Annotated in this window: 14 protein-coding genes; 6 read left to right on the forward strand and 8 right to left on the reverse strand. The window is 68.6% G+C overall.

Features of this window, described 5'->3' with window-relative positions; all coding sequences use genetic code 11:
- Nucleotides 1–1,335, forward strand: a complete 1,335-nt coding sequence (locus D579_RS0112930) for an ATP-binding protein (RefSeq protein ID WP_018952245.1) — start codon at nucleotides 1–3, stop codon at nucleotides 1,333–1,335.
- A gap of 169 nt (nucleotides 1,336–1,504) precedes the next feature.
- Here D579_RS0112930 and D579_RS0112935 read toward each other — a convergent pair whose 3' ends face one another.
- The 8 genes from D579_RS0112935 to D579_RS0112970 form a co-directional block, all read right to left on the reverse strand.
- On the reverse strand, nucleotides 1,505–2,797 hold the full coding sequence (locus tag D579_RS0112935; RefSeq protein ID WP_369791812.1) for an FAD-dependent oxidoreductase: 1,293 nt from the start codon (nucleotides 2,795–2,797) through the stop codon (nucleotides 1,505–1,507).
- Entirely contained in the window at nucleotides 2,787–6,731 is a 3,945-nt protein-coding gene (hrpA, locus tag D579_RS0112940; RefSeq protein ID WP_018952247.1) for an ATP-dependent RNA helicase HrpA, read from the reverse strand. Before hrpA ends, D579_RS0112935 begins: the two co-directional genes overlap by 11 nt.
- 2 nt (nucleotides 6,732–6,733) lie before the next feature.
- Nucleotides 6,734–7,324 carry an SPOR domain-containing protein gene (locus tag D579_RS0112945; protein ID WP_018144585.1) on the reverse strand — a complete coding sequence of 197 codons (591 nt, stop codon included), beginning with the start codon at nucleotides 7,322–7,324 and terminating at the stop codon, nucleotides 6,734–6,736.
- A gap of 3 nt (nucleotides 7,325–7,327) precedes the next feature.
- On the reverse strand, nucleotides 7,328–9,091 hold the full coding sequence (argS, locus tag D579_RS0112950; protein ID WP_018952248.1) for an arginine--tRNA ligase: 1,764 nt from the start codon (nucleotides 9,089–9,091) through the stop codon (nucleotides 7,328–7,330).
- A 100-nt stretch (nucleotides 9,092–9,191) separates the two neighbouring features.
- A complete protein-coding gene (locus D579_RS0112955) occupies nucleotides 9,192–11,408 on the reverse strand; it encodes a primosomal protein N' (protein ID WP_018952249.1) in 2,217 nt (738 codons plus the stop codon).
- A 407-nt stretch (nucleotides 11,409–11,815) separates the two neighbouring features.
- Nucleotides 11,816–13,204, reverse strand: coding sequence for an NAD(P)(+) transhydrogenase (Re/Si-specific) subunit beta (locus D579_RS0112960; protein ID WP_018952250.1), 1,389 nt, complete (start codon nucleotides 13,202–13,204; stop codon nucleotides 11,816–11,818).
- On the reverse strand, nucleotides 13,201–13,512 hold the full coding sequence (locus D579_RS0112965; RefSeq protein WP_017942675.1) for an NAD(P) transhydrogenase subunit alpha: 312 nt from the start codon (nucleotides 13,510–13,512) through the stop codon (nucleotides 13,201–13,203). The genes D579_RS0112960 and D579_RS0112965 overlap by 4 nt, the downstream gene beginning before the upstream one ends.
- Nucleotides 13,509–14,642 carry an NAD(P) transhydrogenase subunit alpha gene (locus tag D579_RS0112970; protein ID WP_038037866.1) on the reverse strand — a complete coding sequence of 378 codons (1,134 nt, stop codon included), beginning with the start codon at nucleotides 14,640–14,642 and terminating at the stop codon, nucleotides 13,509–13,511. Before D579_RS0112970 ends, D579_RS0112965 begins: the two co-directional genes overlap by 4 nt.
- 334 nt (nucleotides 14,643–14,976) lie before the next feature.
- On the opposite strand from D579_RS0112970, the gene D579_RS0112975 reads away from it, so the two are divergent.
- The 5 genes from D579_RS0112975 to D579_RS0112995 all read left to right on the forward strand — a co-directional run.
- Nucleotides 14,977–15,558 (forward strand): HNH endonuclease, encoded by a 582-nt coding sequence (locus tag D579_RS0112975; RefSeq protein ID WP_018144580.1) that lies wholly within the window; start codon nucleotides 14,977–14,979, stop codon nucleotides 15,556–15,558.
- 114 nt (nucleotides 15,559–15,672) lie between these two features.
- Nucleotides 15,673–16,767: a ferrochelatase gene (gene hemH / locus D579_RS0112980; protein ID WP_018952251.1), complete on the forward strand. Its 1,095-nt coding sequence runs from the start codon at nucleotides 15,673–15,675 to the stop codon at nucleotides 16,765–16,767.
- Nucleotides 16,768–16,789: 22 nt separating this feature from the next.
- Nucleotides 16,790–17,548, forward strand: coding sequence for a molybdopterin-binding protein (locus tag D579_RS0112985; RefSeq protein WP_018168315.1), 759 nt, complete (start codon nucleotides 16,790–16,792; stop codon nucleotides 17,546–17,548).
- Between the two features lie 156 nt (nucleotides 17,549–17,704).
- The gene (locus D579_RS0112990; RefSeq protein ID WP_018952252.1) at nucleotides 17,705–18,424 is read left to right on the forward strand and encodes a 2OG-Fe(II) oxygenase; all 720 of its coding nucleotides are present in this window, start codon (nucleotides 17,705–17,707) and stop codon (nucleotides 18,422–18,424) included.
- Between the two features lie 507 nt (nucleotides 18,425–18,931).
- The coding region (locus tag D579_RS0112995) for a transposase (RefSeq protein WP_018938731.1) at nucleotides 18,932–19,142 on the forward strand (211 nt) is incomplete at its 3' end.

The raw sequence follows: 19,142 nt of genomic DNA on the forward strand, positions 1-19,142 counted from the left end.
ATGACAGCGGCCCTGCGCAAGCTGCGTGGGAGTCTGGTCCTGCGCTTGGCGGGGGTCACGGCGATCACCGTGCTGATCTTCTCGTTGCTGACCGCTTGGGTGCTGGAGGCCGCCTTCCGCGACAATGCAGCGGATGCGGTAGAAACTCGCCTCGAGGCGCAAGTCCTGCTGCTGATGGGGCTGGCCGAGGTGGTTGGCCCGGCCGATGTGCGCGTCCCCGAGATGCTCCCCGAGAGCCGTTTGCAGTTGCCAGTCAGCGGGCTCTACGCGCGCATCCTGGGCGAGGAGGGGCAGACCCTGTGGCGCTCGCCGTCGGCGGTCGGCGTCTCCCTGCGCGGCTGGACGGAAGACGACTACTTCAGCTTCAGCCTGCCGGTGCAGTGGGAGCTGGACGGCGGTCAGGTCGGCCTGACCTTCCAGATGCTGGAGGACCGTGAGGCCTTCAGCGAACAGGTCGAGCAGTACCGCACCAGCCTCTGGCAGGGGCTGATGACCATGACCCTCTCCATGATCCTGGTCCTCTCGCTGGCGTTGTGGTTCTGGGGCTTGCGCCCGCTGCGCCAGGTCCGGCGTGACCTCGATGCCCTGCGCCACGGCGACCATGCGCATCTGGCCGGCGATTATCCCACCGAGGTCCGCGCCCTGACCGGCAGCATCAACGACCTGGTCGAGTTCGAACGCGCCCGCCTGGCGCGCCAGCAAAATGCCCTCGCGGACCTGGCTCACAGCCTGAAGACGCCGATCTCCGCCCTGCGCCTGAACCTCGAGAGCGCGCGACCGGATAATGACGACATGCAGCGCCAGGTCGACCGGCTGCAGGGCATCGTCCAGCATCAGCTCAACCAGGCCCAGCGGCTTGGGCCGGCCCCGTTCCAGGCTGCCGAGCCGCTGGGGCCGATCATCGAGCGTACCGGACAGGCATTGGGACGGCTCGCGGGCCAGGAAGGGGTGGCGCTGGAGACCGATCTGGCTGCGGGCTGCGTCCTGCGCATGGACAGCGGGGCGATCTTCGAGCTCCTCGGCAATACCCTGGACAATGCCATCCGCCATGCGACCACGCGGGTGCGCATTACCACTCGCTGCCAGCCCGGCGAGGTGATGCTGATCATCGACGATGACGGCCCCGGCATCCCGCCGGCCGATCGTGCCCGGGTGCTGGAGCGCGGCCAGCGCGCCGATACCCGCGGCGGCCAGGATGACGGCCGCGGTGAGGGTCAGGGGCTCGGTCTCAGCATCATCCACACCCTGGTGACCGACCACGGCGGGACGCTGTTCATCGAGCAGGCCCCGGAGCTCCACGGCGCGCGCATCCGCATGGTGTTTTCCGCGTCCTGAAGCCAGTGCGGGCGGGGTCGGGGGCTACTCCATGATGCGTTTCGCGGTGCTCAACGCATCCTACAAAGCTCCGCAACGACACCGCGCGGCTGGACATCGCCCCCGTAGGATGCGTTGAGCACCGCGAAACGCATCAACCAGGGCGTGTCGCGCCCCAAACCGTTCGAAATCAGAGTGTCAGGCCGTCCATCGGCAACGCCGGGGGTTCGCCCAGCACGCTGTCGCGCACCAGCGCGGCCGCGCCGCAGGCGAAGGTCCAGCCGAGGTGGCCGGACCCGGTATTGAGGTAAAGGCCCGGTACCGCGGTCGCCCCGAGGATCGGGGTGCCGCGTGCGCTCATCGGGCGCAGGCCGGTCCACGGGGCCATGGTCTCGGCATCCATTCGGTCGGGCAGGCTGGCCAGGGTGCGCCGGCAATGATCCAGTACGCTGGCGGCACGTTGCGGATTCAGGCTGCCGTCGCGACCCGCGAACTCCGCGGTGCCGGCCAGGCGCAGGCGATCGCCCAGCGGGGTCATCACGACCTTGTTGGCGTCGTCGATCAGCGGCAGGTGAATCCGGGTTCCGGCGTCCATCGGCAGGGTCAGCGAGTAGCCCTTGACCGGTGCCACGGGCAGCCGGATCCCGATTGGGCGCAGCAGATCGGGCGCGTGGTAGCCGTTGGCAACGACACAGGCATCCGCGGCGATCGGGCCTTCCGAGGTCTCCAGCGCATCGAGGCGGCCGCGGAAGGTGCGCAGGCGGCGCACCGCCACGCCCGGGCAATAGGTCAGTCCGCGGCGGCGGGCGATGGCCAGCAGGCCCGCGGTAAAGCGGGCGGCATCGCCGATGGCATCGTCGGGAAAGTAGAGTCCGCCGCACAATTGATCGCGCACGGGGGCCAGCGCCGGCTCTTCGGCGATGATGCGTTCCACGGTCCAGTCCTCGAAGCGCACGCCGGCGTCCGCCATGTCCTCGCTGGCGGTGCGATTGCGGGCCTGGCTGGTGGGGTCCTGGAATAGCTTGAGGATGCCGCTGCGGCGGAAGTCGAAGTCCAGCCCCTCCGTTGCCAGCTCGCGCTGCAGGCGGTCGATCTCCTTCAGGGAGAAGGCCGCCAGGCGCGCATTGAGCCGGGTGTGTTCCTCGAAGCGCGCGCGGCGGCTGTTGCCGAGAAAGCGCAGGCCCCAGCCGATCAGCCCCGGTATGGCGTGCGGGCGCACCAGCAGTGGCGAATCGCGGCGCCCGAGATAGCGCAGCAGGTCGAGACCCACGCCCGGGGCGTTCCAGGGTTCGGCATGGCTGGCATGCAGCATGCCGCCATTGGCGAAACTGGATCCGCTGGCCGGCGCCGCAGCGGCGTCCAGCAGCACGACCTCGGCTCCAGCCTCCTGCAGGTACCAGGCTGTGGTGACACCGATCACCCCGGCGCCGATGACCGCTACGCGCATCCGTTGGTCCTTCCGTTGTCGTGGTTCATGTGCCACTGGCCAGTCGTTGGATCAGTGTCGCGTATTCGCGTTCCAGGCGTTTGGGCGAAACCTTCTCGCGGGTGCCCAGTTCCTGGGCGAACTGCGAGACGCGGAATTCCTCGATGCGGTAGCGAAAGGCGAGGACGTCCGGGTGGTCCGGGGCGCGGGCGATCAGTTCCTGCGCCTGCTGCCACAGCGGCTCCACGGCGACGCGGCGGGCGCGGTCCTTGTCCGGGGCCTGGCTCAGGCGCTCCAGGCGTTTGCCGATCGCCTCGAGGTAGCGCGGGAGTTCGGGCAGGACATCATGCGGGATGCGCAGCAGGAAATCCGCCGGGACCAGCGCTTCCAGTTGCCCGCGGATGTCACGCGCCGCCTCGATCCAGGACAACGGCAGGTCGCCCTGCAACCGGGTGCGCAGGTCGTGCCAGCGGCGCAGGATCTCGGCGGTCAGGCGCGAGAGCTCCATTACGGTGGGCGAGAACGCCGGCAGGGATTCGTTGAGTTGTTGGGCGAACGCCTCGGCATCGCGTGGCCAGGGCTCGGCCAGGAACACGCGGTCGGCGGAGGCCTCCAGGATCTGGTCGCGCAGGGCCTCGCAGCTGCCCAGCGTCGAGTAATTCAGGCAGGCGCGCTCGATCTCCGGGAGCTGGCGGCGCAGGTCGCGCGCGGTCTTGCGGCAGGCAAGCAGGAACAGCCGCCGCAGACCCGCGCGATGGGCGCGTTCGGCCTTGGCCGGGTCGGGTTCCAGCTCCAGCGAAACGGCATCGCCGCGGTCGACCAGGATCGGGAAGGCCCGCAGCTGTGCCCCCTGGTGGTCGAATTCGACGCTCTCTGGCAGCGCACCGAAATCCCACTCCGTGATGCCCTCGCGGGTGATCTCGTCCGGACGGCTGGCATCGAAGTGGGCCTCGGCGCTCCCGCCCAGCCGTGCCTTGAGCGCGGGCAGGTCGCGGCCGCTGGTCTCTTCATTCCCTTCCGGGGCGAGAATGCGAAAGCGCATGACCAGGTGCGGCTCCAGGGTCTCCGGGCGCCAGGCATCCAGCGGGATGTCGGTGCCGGTCATGGCGCGCAGGGCTGCGGCCAGTGCGGGAATCAATGGGCCCTGGCGGTGTTCGATGCGGGCCAGGGCGGCCTGGGCGAAGTCCGGGGCGGGCACGAACTGGCGGCGCAGGGCCTTCGGCAGGCTCCGCAGCAGGGCGGTCACGCGATCCTCCAGCAGCCCCGGCACCAGCCAGTCGCCCAGCCAGTCGGGCACCGCGTTCAGCGCGGCGATGGGGATGGTGACGGTCACGCCGTCGTCCGGTTGGCCGGGTTCGAAGCGGTAGGCCAGTGGCAGGCGTAGCCCCTCGAGCTCCAGATGGTCGGGATAGGCGCCTTCCGGGAGCGTGGCCTCTGGCTCGTTCAGGAGCTCGGCGCGGTCGATCTTCAGGGCATCCGGATCGTGTTTTTCGGTCTTGCGCGCCCAGGTCTCGAAGCTCGTGCCGTCGGTGATCGCGGCCGGCAGACGGGCGTCGTAAAAGTCGAACAGGCGCTCCTCTTCCACCAGCAGGTCGCGGCGGCGCCCGCGCGCCTCCTGTTCGGCGATCTCGGCCACTGCCTCGCGGTTGGCGCGCACGCCGTTGGAGCGCGAGCGCAGCTCGCCACCGACCAGGCCCTCGCGGATCAGGATGCGCCGTGCCTCGGCCGGGTCGTGCTTGGCGAAGTCCACAGGCTTTTTCGGTGCCACGACCAGGCCGTACAGGGTGATGCGGTCGAAGGCCCCGACGCGCCCGCTGCGGCCCTGGAAGTGCGGCTCGAAGATGTGGTGCTTAAGCAGATGCGGGGCGGCGGTCAGGATCCAGTCGGGCTCGATGCGTGCGTTGTCGCGGGCGTAGACACGCGTGGTCTCGGCGATCTCCGCGCTCATCACCCAGGCCGGCTTCTTCTTCGCCAGCACCGAGCCGGGGTGGATCTGGAAGCGGCGGTTGCGCGCGCCCAGGTAGTCGCCGCGCTCGGTCTTCTGCCCGACCTGACTGACCAGCCCGGTCAGCAGCGCCCGGTGCACCGCCTCGGCGTCCGCCGGTTGGTGGTTCGGGTGCAGGTCCATCTCGCGCGCCAGGCGCAGGAGTTGTACGCGCAGCTCCTGCCATTCGCGCATACGCAGAAAGTTCAGGAAGTGCTCGCGGCACCAGCGCTTCAGGGCACTGGACCCGAGGTCCTCGCGGGCGGTGTGCCAGGCGTCCCACAGCCGCAGCATGCCCATGAAGTCGGACCCCTCGACCTGGAACTCGCGGTGGGCCTGGTCCGCCGCCTGGGTGGCCTCGGCCGGGCGCTCGCGCGGGTCCTGCAGCGACAGGGACGCGGCGATGGTGGCGGTTTCGGTGACACACTCGTGCTCGGTGCCGGCCAGCAGCATCGCCGCGTGGCGCGGGTCGATGGGCATGCGCGCGAGTTGCCGCCCGCGCCGGGTGATCCGGCCACGGTCGTCTACCGCGCCCAATTCGTCGAGCAGGTGGTAGCCATCCTTGACCAGGCGCGGGTCGGGCGGGTCGAGGAACGGGAACTGGCGCGGCTGGCCGAGCTTCAGCGCGGCCATCTGCAGGATCACCGAGGCGAGGTTAGAGCGCTGGATTTCCGGGTCGGTGAAGGGCGGGCGCAGGTTGAAGTCGTCTTCCGCGAACAGCCGGATGCAGATGCCGGGGCCCAGCCGGCCGCAGCGCCCGGCGCGCTGGTCGCAGGCGGCCTGCGAGATGGCCTCCAGGCTCAGGCGCTGCACCCGCGAGCGCCAGGAGTAGCGCGAGATGCGCGCGAGCCCCGAGTCGATCACGAAGCGGATGCCGGGCACGGTCAGCGCGGTCTCGGCGACGTTGGTTGCGAGCACGATGCGGCGGCCGCTGTGTGACTGGAACACCCGCGATTGCTCGCGCGCGGACAGCCGCGCGTACAGTGCCAGGATCTCGGTGTCGGCGCGGACTTGGCCGCGCAGGGCCTGGTGGGCGTCGCGGATCTCGCGTTCGCCGGGCAGGAATACCAGTACGTCGCCGGGCCCGGCGCGCTCGCACTCGGCCACCGCGTCGCGGATGCCGTCGAACAGGTCGCGTTCACCACGCCCCTGTTCGTCGCTCTCGTCTCCAGTATCTTCCGGCTCGATCGGCCGGTAGCGGACCTCCACCGGATAGGTGCGTCCGGCCACCGTCAGGATCGGGGCGTGGTCGAAGAACGCCGACAGCCGTTCGGGGTCGAGGGTGGCCGAGGTGATGATGATGCGCAGCTCGGGGCGCTTGTGCGACAGGCGTTTGAGCACGCCCATCAGGAAGTCGATGTTCAGGCTGCGTTCGTGCGCCTCGTCGACGATGATGGTGTCGTAGGCGCGCAGCTCCGGGTCATGCGCCATTTCCGCCAGCAGGATGCCGTCGGTCATCAGCTTGATCCAGTTGTTTGGCCCGGTCTGGTCGGAGAAACGCACCTTGAAGCCGACCGTGGAGTCCCGGTTGCCGCCCAGGGTGGTGCCCAGTTCCTCGGCGATGCGGCTGGCCACCGAGCGCGCGGCGATCCGGCGCGGCTGGGTGTGACCGATCAGCCCGGCCTCGCCGCGCCCGGCCTCCAGGCACAGCTTGGGCAGCTGAGTGGTCTTGCCGGAGCCGGTCTCGCCGCACAGCACGAGCACCGGGTGCTCGCGGATGGCGGCGACGATGCGTTCGCGCTCGGCGTGGATCGGCAGGTCGCCGGCGTAGACGGGTTGCGGGCGCAGGCGGGCGCGCTCGTCGCTGCCTACCTGGGGGGCGGCCCCCTCGGTGGTGGCCAGGCGTTCGGCGAGGGTGCGGGCCATGCGGTCGCACGGCTGCCCGCGCCGCTGGCGCTGGCGGGCCCGGCGCAGCAGGTCCGTGAGGTCCTTGCGTTCGCCGCCGGAGGGCAACGCCTCGATGCGGGCCGCGAGGGCGTCGAGATCCGGTGCGGGGGCCGGTTTCACGCTCAGCCCTGGTAGCGCAGACGCAGGGCCTCGATATTTTCCGTGCGCAGGCGCTCCAGCGCCTGGCGCACGCGGTCCTCGTCACTGAACGGGCCGAGGTAGACGCGGTACCAGGTCTCGCCCTGGATCTCGACCTCGTGCACTTTCGGGTCCAGACCGAGCAGGGTCAGTCGTGCCTTCATCTCGTCGGCCTGGGCAAAGCGGCGGAACGAGCCGGTCTGCAGGACGACCGGATCGCCTTCACTGGGCGATGCGGCCGGTGGCACAGCCGGGGCGGGCGCGTCACGCTCGGACTCCGGCACCCGGATCTCGTCCTCGGGCAGCAGCTCGTAGTAGCGGAAGCGGGGCTCGTCGTCCGAGGGAACGGTGTCCCGCTCCACCGGTGCCGGGGTCGGGGCGGCCGTCTCGGTCGCGGGATCCGGGTCACCGAACAACGCGCCCAGATCCGGCGAGCGGTCGGCACCCTGCAGGTACAGCACGGCGGCAAGCCCCAGGCCGATCAGCAGGCCGAGCAACATCCATACCCAGCCGGGGATCGGCCGCGAGGCCTTCCGTGGGGCGGACTTGCGACGGGTCTTGCGCGCCTGGGCCATGGTCTACATCCGTTCCGGGGCGGTCACGCCCAGCAGGCGCAGGCCGTTGTGCAGCACCTGCCTGGCGCCGGTCAGCAGCGCGAGGCGCGCGCCGATCACGTCGGGGTCGTCCGCGTTGAGGAAGGGTACCGCGTTGTAGTAGGTGTGGAAGCCGGCGGCCAGCTCGCGCAGGTACTGGGCGATCTGGTGCGGTTCGCAGGCCTCGGCGGCCGCCGCGATCACCTCCGGGAAACGGTCCAGGCGATCCAGCAGGTCATCCTCTTGCGGTTCGGTCAGGCGCGTGCTGAGGCCTGCGGCGTCGGCGGCGGCCGGGGCATGCCCGCGCTCGGCAGCGGTGCGCAGCACGCTGGCGATGCGCGCGTGCGCGTACTGGATGTAGTACATCGGGTTGTCGTTGGACTGCGACTTGGCGAGGTCGAGGTCGAAGTCCAGGTGCTGGTCGCAGCGGCGCTGCACGTAGAAGAAGCGCGCGGCATCCGAGCCGACCTCGTCGCGCAGTTCGCGCAGGGTCACGAACTGTCCGGCGCGGGTGGACATGGGCAGGCGCTCGCCACCGCGATAGAGGATCGCGAACTGCACCAGCAGCACGTCGAGGCGGCCGGGGTCCAGGCCCAGGGCCTGCAGCGCGGCGCGCACGCGCGGGACGTAGCCGTGGTGGTCAGCGCCCCAGATGTTGATCACGCGCTCGAAGCCGCGCTGGAACTTCTCGCGGTGGTAGGCGATGTCGGAGGCGAAGTAGGTGTAGTCGCCGTTCTCGCGGCGCACCACGCGGTCCTTGTCGTCGCCGTAGTCGGTGGAGCGGAACCACAGGGCCCCGTCCTGCTCGTACAGCGCGCCGCGCCCCTGCAGGTCCTCCACCGCGGCGTCGATCGCGCCGGAGTCGGCCAGGCTGCGCTCGGAGAACCAGCACTGGTACTCGACGCCAAACTCGCGCAGGTCGTCGCGGATGTCATCGAGGATCGCGTTCAGGCCGCAGTCGAACACCTTGCGGTAGAGCGTCTCGCCCAGGAGCTCGCGGGCGCGGGCGATCACCGCGTCGATGAAGGTTTCCTTGTCGCCGCCGTCCGGTTCGTCCGCCGGAAGGTCGCGGGTGACGGCCTCGGCCGGGTGCACGCCCTGTTCGCCGATCTGCGCGGTCAGGGTCTCGGCGACCGGGTGGATGTAGTCGCCCTTGTAGCCATTGGCCGGGAACGGCACCTGGACACCGTGCTGCTCCAGGTAGCGTAGCCACACACTGGCAGCGAGGATGTTCATCTGCCGCCCGGCGTCGTTCACGTAGTACTCGCGGGTGACATCGAAGCCGCAGAAATCCAGCAGGTCGGCCACCGTGGCGCCGAAGGCCGCGCCGCGGCCATGGCCGACATGCAGCGGCCCGGTGGGATTGGCGGAGACGAATTCCACCTGCACCGGGCGTCCGCCGCCTACGCTGGAGCGGCCGAAGTCGTCACCTTGGGTCGCGACGCGGCCCAGCACCAGTGTGCGGGCATCCGCGGCCAGGCGGAAGTTGATGAAACCGGGGCCGGCGATCTCGGTGCCGGCGAGGCCGGGCACCTCGGGCATGGCCGCACACAGGGCCTCGGCCAGATCGCGTGGCTTGGATTTCGCCGGGCGTGCCAGTTGCATCGCGAGGTTGGCGGCGAAGTCGCCGTGTTCGCGGTCGCGCGCACGCGTGACCTGCACCTCGACACCGTGGTCGGCGGGTACGCGGCCTTCGGCCACCAGGGTCTCCAGTGCGGCCGCCAGGGCCTCGGTCAGGGTGTCTTTCAAGGGAAGCTCGATCCGTCGGGTAAAAAGGGCCGCATTCTAACCCGGAAGCGCTGGTCGTGCCGCCCCGGTACGGGGCGCTCGAAGGGAACCGGGCGGCGGTTTACGCCAGCGAGACCGGGTCGATGTCGATGGCGATGCGGGTGCCGCGCGGGAGGTCGTCGGTCTGCCAGGCGTGGCGGGCGAGGGTCAGGGCCCGATGGAGTGGGCCGCGCTGGGTGGACTGCAGCAGGATCTGTTCGCGGAAGCGGCGATTGACGCGGTGGCGCGGTGCGGGGGCCGGGCCGAGCACGCGCAGGCCTTCGGCGGCGGCGTTGCGCAGGTGGGTGGCGACGCGCTCGGCGTGGCGGCGGGTGGTCTCGGCATCGCCCGCCTCGACGCGGACCAGGGCCAGGTGGCCGTGGGGTGGCATCTCGGCGGCGGCGCGCTCCTCCAGCAGGGGCGCGACCATCGCCGGGTAGTCCGCGGCGTTCAGGCCGCGGATCAGGGGGTGGTCCGGATGACCGGTCTGCAGCAGGACGCGGCCGCCGCCGGAACCGCGTCCGGCGCGCCCGGCGGCCTGCACGATCAGCTGCAGGGTGTTTTCGGTCGCGCGCAGGTCGACGCTGAACAGGCCCTGGTCGACGTCAATCACGCCGACCAGTCCGACCTGCGGGAAGTCGTGGCCCTTGGCCAGCATCTGGGTCCCGACGACGATGGCGGCATCCAGCTGGCGAATGCGGTCCAGTGCCTCCTCGAGTGCCCCCTTGTGGCGGATGCTGTCGCGGTCCAGGCGGATCAGCGGAGTGGTCGGGTAGTGGCGGGCCAGGGCCTGTTCCAGGCGCTGGGTGCCGAGACCGCGCTGGGCCAGGGCCTCGCCGCATTGCGGGCAGCGCTGGGGGCGCGGTTCCTGGTGACCGCAGAGGTGGCAGACGGCACGCGGGTTGTGCGCGTGGATGGTCAGGCGCGCATCGCAGTCCGGGCATTCGGCGACCCAGCCGCAGGCGTCGCAGGCCAGCACGCGGGCGAAGCCGCGCCGGTTCAGTAGCAGGAAGCACTGGTGGCCGGCGGCGAGGGTCTGTTGCATGGCATCCAGAAGCGGGGCGGTGAGGCCCTCGTCCGGGGTGTGCACACGCGTGTCGATGGCCTCGACGGCGGGCGGTTGAGAGCCGTCCGGGCGCGTCGCCAGTCGGGCATGGGCGTAGCGGCCAGTGGTCGCCGCATGCAGGGTCTCCAGGGTCGGCGTGGCCGAGCCCAGGACCACCGCGGCCTGTTCCAGCTGGCCGCGCTTGATGGCCAGGTCGCGGGCGTTGTAACGAAAGCCGTCCTGCTGCTTGAAGGCACTGTCGTGCTCCTCGTCAACGATGATCAGGCCGAGATCGGGCAGGGGCGTGAACAGCGCCGAACGGGTGCCGACGACGATGCGGCGCTGCCCCTGACGGGCGGACTCCCAGGCGCGCAGGCGCTCGCCCTCGGACAGCCCGGAGTGGAGGAGGGCGACCTGCCCGGGGAAGCGCTGCTGGATGCGCGCGCTCAGCTGTGGCGTCAGGGCGATCTCGGGGATCAGGAACAGGACCTGGCGCCCGCGTGCCAGCACGCGTTCGGCCATTTGCAGGTAGACCTCGGTCTTGCCGCTGCCGGTAACACCCTCCAGCAGGAGGGGTACGCCGGTATCCGGGGTCAGGGCGTCGACGGCGGCGCGTTGTTCGGCGGTCAGGGTGTGGTCGCTGGTGTTCGGGGGCGGTGGCTGTTTCGGGTCGGGCGTGATCGCCTCCAGCCAGCCGCGTTCCGCAAACGCGCGCAGTTCGCGCGGGGCGAGTTGCAGCCCGGTGGCGGCGGCCAGGGTGGCGCGATCCAGGGCCGGTGAGGCATGCGGTGTGGAATTCGGGTGGGCCAGCGCGCGGAGGACGGCCTGCTGGCGTCGCCCGCGGGCGTCACCGTCGGCCAGCGCCTGGCTGCCCGCGGGTGTCATCCGCCACAGGGTCTCCGGGGTCAGGGCGGGGAGCGGGTCGCCATGGCGCAGGGCCGGGGGAAGTGCTCCCAGCAGGGCTTCGCCCAGGGGGTGGTGGTAGTACCGGGCTCCGAACTGCAGCAGCTCCAGCAGGCGGGGCCCCAGGATCGGTTCTGCCTCGGGTGCTTCCTGGATCGCACGCAGGCGGCCGGGTGCAACCTCGCTGGTGGATGCCAGCTCGACCACGACCCCGATGGTCGACCCGCGCCCGAAGGGCACGCGCACCCGCTGGCCGGGTGCAAGCGTCAGGTCCTCGGGGATGCTGTAGTCGAACAGCCGGTCCAGAGGGCGATCCAGCGCGATGCAGGCGATTCGGGGCGCGGCAGGCATGCGCACAGTCTACTGTGTCGGACCCCGGGGAGGGGGAGTGGCCGCCGCACTTCGGGAGGGGGGTTATCCACAAAAGCTGTGGATAACTCTGTGGGTGAATCGGTATGAACATCCCTAAATGCTTGTTACTGCTAAGGGCTACTTGGATTGGGCAAAAATCGACCATATCCATTTAATATAGATAAAACAGGGAGTTATGATCGCTATGTGAAACCGAGTGCGCGCTGTGTGTGCTAACCGGGGTTTGACCCCGGCCCTTGTGGGTAGTTTGTACAGGAAACGTACAGATTTCGGGTTTCAATCCTGGCCCGGTGGGTGAGCAACAAAAAAAACCCGGCACCGCAAAACGGTGGCCGGGTTTCGGTTGCGGGGCCCGGTGTCCGGGCCCCGCGAGTGGGGCGGGTCGACTAGCCGAGGGCCTTGACCGATGCCACCAGCTCGGCGGCCACCTTCTGGCCGTCGCCGTACAACATCTGGTTGTTGTCGGCATAGAACAGGTGGTTCTCGATGCCCGAGAAACCGGAGCCCTTGCCGCGCTTCACGCAGATGACGTTGTGCGCCTGGTCCGCGTTGAGGATCGGCATGCCGTAGATTGGCGAGTCCGGATTGGTCCGGGCCACCGGGTTCACGACGTCGTTCGCGCCGATGACCATGGCGACATCCGCGGTCTTGAACTCCTCGTTGATCTCGTCGAGGTCGAAGATGATGTCGTAGGGCACGCCGGCCTCGGCCAGCAGCACGTTCATGTGCCCGGGCATGCGGCCCGCGACCGGGTGGATCGCGAACTTCACGTCCACGCCGCGCTTCTGCAGTAGCTGGGTGAATTCCCAGATCTTGTGCTGTGCCTGTGCCACGGCCATGCCGTAGCCCGGCACGATGATCACCTTCTCGGCAAAGGCCATCATGATCCCGGCGTCGTTGGCCTGGATCTCCTTCATGGTGCCCTCGATCGCTTCCTCGGCACCCCCGCTGCTGCCACCGAACTGGCTGAACAGGATGTTCTTTATCGGGCGGTTCATCGCCTTGGCCATCAGCTGCGTGAGCAGCGTGCCGGCCGCGCCGACGACGATACCGGCGATCATCAGCGCCGGGTTGTCGAGCACGATGCCCTTGAGGCCGACCGCGAGGCCGGTGAGGGCGTTGTACAGCGAGATGACCACCGGCATGTCGGCGCCGCCGATCGGCAGGGTCATCAGGACGCCGAAGGCCAGCGACAGGACGAAGAACAACAGCAGCGTGGCCGAGCCGATCTCGCCGCCGCCGGTCGCCAGCATGAAGCCGAGGATCACGGTGATGGCGAAGATGGCGATGTTCACCACCTGCTGGCCCGGGAAGTGGAAGGTCTTCTTCATCAGGCCCTGCAGCTTGGCGTAGGCCACCAGCGAGCCAGAGAAGGCCACTGCACCGATCAGCGAGCCGGTGGTGGCGATCGCCAGGCCGGTATTGGTGACGCTTTCCGGGGTGGCCTGCAGCAGGTAGATCGCACCGATGCCGGCCGCGGCGCCACCGCCCATGCCGTTGTACAGCGCGATCATCTGCGGCATGTCGGTCATGGCGACCTTCTTGCCGCTCCACCAGGCGAGACCGCCACCGATGACGATACCCAGGATGATCAGGGTGTAGTTCACGCCCCCGGAGACCTCCGGATGCACGAAGGTCACGAGCGTGGCGAGCACCATCCCCACGCCGGCCCACATGATGCCCGGCCGCGCGGTGGTCGGCGAAGACATCTGCTTGAGGCCGACGATGAACAGGACCGCCGCCGCAAAGTAGGCGAGGTTGATAATCAGACTCATGCGTTATCTCCCTTCTTGTCGTCCTTCTTGCTGGTCTTGAACATCTCCAGCATGCGTTCGGTGACGACATAGCCACCCACGGCGTTGCCCGCGGCCAGGATCACGGCGACAAAGCCGATGGCCTGTTCCAGCGGGGTCGTGGCGTGGCCGAGCGCGACCATGGTCCCGACCAGCACGATGCCGTGGACGAAGTTGGAACCGGACATCAGCGGGGTATGCAGGATGACCGGGACCTTGGAGATGATCTCGTAGCCGGTGAAGGCCGCGAGCATGAAGATGTACAGCGCGATAAAGCCTTCGATGATCATGATTGAGCTCCCTTCAGGGCCTCGCGGGTGGCCTCGTGCACGATCTCGCCATCGCGGGTCAGCACGCTCTTGGCGATGACCTCGTCATCCCAGTCGGGCTGGAATTCGCCGCCTTCGGCGATCATCGGCGTGAGGAAATTCAGCAGGTTCTTGGCATACATCTCGGAGGCATGCAGCGGGACCTGCGAGGGCACGTTCAACGGGGCATGGATGATCACGCCCTTGTGGTCGTGGGTCTCGCCGGGCTTGCTCAGCTCGCAGTTGCCGCCACCTTCGGCCGCCAGGTCGATGATGACCGCACCCGGCTTCATGCCCTCGACCATGATCTTGGGGATCAGCTTGGGTGCATCGCGTCCCGGGATCGCGGCGGTCGTGATCAGCACGTCGGCCTTGGCGATGTACTCGCCCAGGGCATCCTGCTGCTGCTTTTTCTCTTCCGCGGTCAGTTCGCGGGCGTAGCCGCCCTCGCCCTCGGCGGAGACGCCGAGATCGAGGAACTTCGCACCCAGCGACTCGACCTGCTCCTTGGTGGCGGAGCGCACGTCATAGGCCTCGACCATCGCGCCCAGGCGCTTGGCCGTGGCAATCGCCTGCAGCCCGGCCACGCCGGCGCCGATCACGATGACCTTGGCCGGGCGGATGGTGCCGGCCGCGGTGGTCAGCATCGGGAAGAAGCGGCAGGACAGGTCGGAGCCCATGATCGCGCCCTTGTAGCCGACCACGGCCGCCTGCGAGGACAGCACGTCCATGCTCTGGGCGCGCGAGATGCGCGGGATCAGCTCCATCGCGAAGCTCAGGATCTTGCGCTCCTGCATCGCCTTGACCACATCCGGGTTGCGGTGAGCGTGGAACAGGCTGACCACGGTCGAGCCTTCCGGCAGCTGGTTGATCTCCTCGACTGTCGGCGGTGCCACGCGGACCATCAGATCCGACTGGCCGTAGGCGGTCTCGGTGTCGACCACGGAGGCCTTCTCGTAGGCCGCATCCGGGAAATGGGCCTCGGAACCGGCACCCTTTTCCAGCTGCACCGTGATGCCCATATCGCTGAACTTGGCCGCTACCGACGGATCCAGGGCCACGCGGCGCTCGCCACTGGCGGATTCCCTGGGAACGGATAATTTGATTGCCATGCGCTCTCTCCCCGGGCCAAGCGTTCCCGTATTCCCTATGGGACGATCAGCCGCGCTCGCGGGTGGTGAAATCGGATGCGGCACGCGTGATTCGGGCGTGCCGCACAAAAAACGACCCGCGAGTGTAGCGGATCCGGCCTCGTGCTTAAACCGTGTCCACCCTCGTTGCCGGGCCCGTCAGGTTGGGCGAGCTTACGATACCGCGGGTCATGGCGTTGTAATTGCTTTGTTCCTGAAGGCTGTTTATTGTTTTTCGGGTATCGAAGGCGGCATGGATTTGTTCACCCGTACGCCGCGTGAGCAAATCCGTGTTTCCTTGAGACGGGACGGGGTCATGTTGCCGAATGAGCATCAGGTCCTGCGCACGGATGCCGCGGGCATGCCGCTGGAGTGGATCGGCCTGGAGCAGGCCGTGCGCCTCTATTACACCGAGCAGGTGGCCTACACCTGTGGCAGCCCGCTATATCGCATGCGCGGCGGCATCAACGCGCGCACCGGGTTGCAGTCGCGGGTCGAGGTCAACTCGATCATCGCCACTCACGGCACCCGCAAGTCCCGCTTCAACGACTACATCCCCCCGCTCAATAACACCACGCTGTTTCGCCGCGACGCCCATCTCTGTCTCTATTGTGGTCACGCGTTCCCCGAACACGATCTGTCCCGCGACCACGTGACCCCGATCAGCCAGGACGGCGAAGACACCTGGACCAACGTGGTCACCGCCTGCAAGCGCTGCAACAACCACAAGGCGGGGTTCACGCCGGAAGAGGCCGGGATGCAGTTGCTCGCCATCCCGTTCACGCCCACCCACGCGGAATACATCTTCCTCAAGGGCAAGCGCGTGCTGGCCGACCAGATGGAGTTCCTGCAGGCGCACTTCCCGCGTACCAGCCCGTTGCGGGGTCGTAGCGTCTGATCCGTCCCGGGCGCGCGCCCACTCGTGCCCGCGGGTATCCTTGGCGTGTGAACCAAAGCGACGCTCCGTGACTCCGACAGGGAGTCACCGTCCCCCATGCCTGCAAGGAGCCCCATGAAGTATTTCGGAGAAGCGGATTATCGCCATGGCCAGGCGCGCGGCGTCGGCGTTTTGCTGACCAACCTCGGGACGCCGGACGAACCCACCGCGCCCGCCTTGCGGCGTTACCTGAAGGAGTTCCTCTGGGACCCGCGCGTGGTCGAGGTCCCGCGACCCATCTGGTGGCTGATCCTGAACGGCGTGATCCTGAACATCCGCCCCAAGCGCTCGGCGGCGAAGTACGCAACCGTGTGGACCGACGAGGGCTCGCCGCTGCTGGCGATCTCGAAACGCCAGGCCGCCGGTGTGCGCGAGCGCCTGGCCGCGCAGGTCGGCGAGGATGTCCCGGTCGCCCTGGGCATGCGCTACGGCAACCCGTCCATTGAATCCGGCCTGGACGAACTGCGCCGCCAGGGCGTGCGTCGTGTGGTCGTATTGCCGCTGTACCCGCAGTACTCGGCCAGCACCAATGGCTCCACCTTCGATGCCGTGGCCGACGTGCTCAAGGGCTGGCGCTGGGTGCCCGATCTGCAGTTCATCGCCGCCTATGACGCCCAGCCCGGCTACATCGATGCCCTGGCCAACAGTGTGCGCGAGCACTGGCAGGCGCATGGTCAGGCCGATCGCCTGATGATGTCCTTCCACGGCATCCCCAAACGCTACCTGCTGCAGGGCGACCCCTACCACTGCCTGTGCCACGCCACCGGGCACAAGCTGGCGCAGGCGCTGGGGCTGAACGACGACCAGTGGCAGGTCACCTTCCAGTCGCGCTTCGGTCGCGAGGAATGGCTGCAGCCCTACACCGACAAGACCCTGGAGGCCTTGCCGGGGCAGGGCGTGCGCTCGGTGGACGTGATCTGCCCCGGTTTCTCGGCGGATTGCCTGGAGACCATCGAGGAGATCGGCGACGAAAACCGCGAGATCTTCACCGAGGCCGGCGGCGAGCGCTTCCACTACATCCCGGCGCTGAACGACCGCGCTGATCACCTCGACTTCCTGGCCGGGCTGCTACAGCAGCACCTGGCGCCGTGGCTCGACGATCCGGACAACGCCCCCGAGGCGCGTGCGGCTGCGCGCGAGCGCGCGCTGGCCATGGGTGCCAAGCAGTAGATCGGCGATGGATCGACCCACGATGGACGGCCGGGGATCGCACACGATCGAGATCGGCGCCGTGATCATCGGCGACGAGCTCCTGAGCGGGAAGCGCCGCGATCGGCATCAGGCGCACCTGACCGCGGCGCTGGCGGAAAGGGGGCTGGAACTCGCGTGGATCCGTATCGTCGGTGATAACGCCCGCCTGCTGACGCAGACCTTCCGCGAGACGCTAGCCAGCGGGGCCGAGGTGTTCAGCTTCGGCGGCATCGGCGCGACCCCGGATGATCGCACCCGCGCCTGCCTGGCCGAGGCACTGGCCCAGCCGCTGGCGCCTCATCCCGAGTTCATGGCCATCCTCGAGGAGCGCTTCGGTGCCGACGCCTGGCCCCACCGCGTACGCATGGCCGAGCTCCCCGAGGGGGCCAGCCTGATCCCGAACCCGGTCAACGGAATCCCCGGCTTTAGCTGTGCGCAGCATCACTGCGTACCCGGTTTCCCGGCCATGGCCGAGCCCATGGCCCGCTGGGTCCTGGAGCAGCGCTTCCCCGACCGCGACGCGGCGGCGGGCGCCGTGGAAGAGGTCCTGCGCCTGGAGAATGTCACCGAGAGCCGCCTGGTCCCGGTGCTCGAGGCCATGGAGGCCGCGTTCCCCGACCTGCGCATCTCCTGTCTCCCGCGCATGGACCGCCAGGCGCCGCAGGTCGAGCTGGGCCTGCGTGGCGCCCGCGCCCGCGTCACCGAGGCCCAGGCCGCCTTGCGCCAGCACCTGATCGCCGGCGGTTTTCTGGCGTACTAGTCTGCAGCCTCCTGGCAGGGCAACGGTGCTATAAAGCCCTTGCGCACCCCGGCGTTCCCGGTATATATCCTGTGGGGAAGACGCTGATCTGGGCGTCTGCCTGACAGGCGCCCGCCTGCGCGCCGCGATCGCGGCCCGAATGGAAGACCCGAGTACGTGAACCTGCCTGCCCTTGGCCCCGAATGGCTGGAAGCCGCCGAGACCGCCGCGCCGACCCTGGCGCCGGTCGTGGCCGACTCCTCCTCCGAATTTTGCGCGCCCGACGGCTGGCTGGATGCGCTGGCGCGCGAGCATCTGCTCGTCTGGCCCGATTTCCAGCCGCCGGAGATCGTCGATGCCCTGCGAGAGGAGGTCTATGCGCTGCGTGATGCGGCGCAACTGGCGCAGGCGCGGATCGGCCGCGCCGGCGAGCGCCATCGCGACCGGGCGACCCGCGGCGACTGGATTCACTGGCTGGATGGCGCGAGTCCCGCGCAGCAGGCGTTCATGGCGCGCCTCGAAGAGATTCGTTTGCAGGCGAGCCGGGCGCTGATCCCGGGCCTGTTCGAGACCGAATCCCACTTCGCCCTCTATCCGCCTGGCACCCACTACGCCCGGCACGTGGATGCCTTCCAGGCCGGCAATTGCCGCCGCCTGTCGCTGGTGTTCTACCTGAACCGTCACTGGCGCGAACGCGACGGCGGCCAGCTCGCGATCTACGACAGCGAAGGGCGCGAGATCCGCCGCATCCAGCCACGCGCGGGGACGCTGGTGATGTTCCTCAGTCAGACCGTACCCCATGCCGTCCTGCCTACCCGCCGCTGGCGCGCCAGCATCGCCTCCTGGATGCGCATCCGCGATCTGTCGGGCCCCCTCGCCAGCCTCGAACGCTTCTGACGGTCCTGGTTGCCTGAGGGGGGGGCACCTGCGCGGCGGGCCGACGCCTGCCGAATTCTTGCTGAAATCGCAAGGCGACCCCGCCAATTCGCGACGCGGGTCGGGTCGCTTGTTTTGGCGGGAGCAGCGGAGGCGGGACCAGACCGATGAGCCTTGCCGTGACGGATGCCCCGGTCGATTCGGCCAGCCGGGTGGTGGCCCGCTTTGTCCATATCGAGCTATAGCCTTCCGACGGCGAACGCATTCGCATCGATCTCGGTGCAGGCAATTCGTTCGCGAGATCGATTTGCTCGCGTTGTAAGGCGAAGACTCCGAACCCCCGTTCGGGGACGCAGAAGTCTTGGCAGCCGGGCGCGCGGTGGCCCTGAGTTTCGAGGCCGGCGAGACGACGGAATTGAATTCCCCGGACAGTCTAGTGTCGGCCGTCGGATTGGTGTCGCCTTCCCGTAAATTCGGTCCATTGAAAACTGGAGGTCTCCGGGCACACTAGAGCCAAAGGAGGCCGAGATGCGCAAGAGTCGGTTTACGGAGAGTCAGATTGTTCAGACGCTGAAGCAGGTCGAAGGCGGCCGGAAGGTGAAGGACGTCTGTCGGGAGATCGGGGTCTCTGAGGCGACCTACTACCAGTGGAAGTCGAAGTACGGTGGCATGGAGGCTGCGGACGTCCGACGGCTGAAGGAGCTGGAGGACGAGAACAACCGGCTCAAACGGATGTATG

Origin of the sequence: Thioalkalivibrio sp. AKL12, from assembly GCF_000377925.1 — a bacterium.
Classification (GTDB): domain Bacteria; phylum Pseudomonadota; class Gammaproteobacteria; order Ectothiorhodospirales; family Ectothiorhodospiraceae; genus Thioalkalivibrio; species Thioalkalivibrio versutus.

What these genes read in the sequence shown, in the direction of transcription:
- hemH (WP_018952251.1), top strand. Translation starts at nt 15,673, where the DNA reads ATGAAGTATTTCGGAGAAGCGGATTATCGCCATGGCCAGGCGCGCGGC.
- D579_RS0112955 (WP_018952249.1), bottom strand. Translation starts at nt 11,408, where the DNA reads ATGCCTGCCGCGCCCCGAATCGCCTGCATCGCGCTGGATCGCCCTCTG.
- D579_RS0112930 (WP_018952245.1), top strand. Translation starts at nt 1, where the DNA reads ATGACAGCGGCCCTGCGCAAGCTGCGTGGGAGTCTGGTCCTGCGCTTG.
- D579_RS0112970 (WP_038037866.1), bottom strand. Translation starts at nt 14,642, where the DNA reads ATGGCAATCAAATTATCCGTTCCCAGGGAATCCGCCAGTGGCGAGCGC.
- D579_RS0112960 (WP_018952250.1), bottom strand. Translation starts at nt 13,204, where the DNA reads ATGAGTCTGATTATCAACCTCGCCTACTTTGCGGCGGCGGTCCTGTTC.
- D579_RS0112945 (WP_018144585.1), bottom strand. Translation starts at nt 7,324, where the DNA reads ATGGCCCAGGCGCGCAAGACCCGTCGCAAGTCCGCCCCACGGAAGGCC.
- D579_RS0112975 (WP_018144580.1), top strand. Translation starts at nt 14,977, where the DNA reads ATGTTGCCGAATGAGCATCAGGTCCTGCGCACGGATGCCGCGGGCATG.
- D579_RS0112965 (WP_017942675.1), bottom strand. Translation starts at nt 13,512, where the DNA reads ATGATCATCGAAGGCTTTATCGCGCTGTACATCTTCATGCTCGCGGCC.
- D579_RS0112985 (WP_018168315.1), top strand. Translation starts at nt 16,790, where the DNA reads ATGGACGGCCGGGGATCGCACACGATCGAGATCGGCGCCGTGATCATC.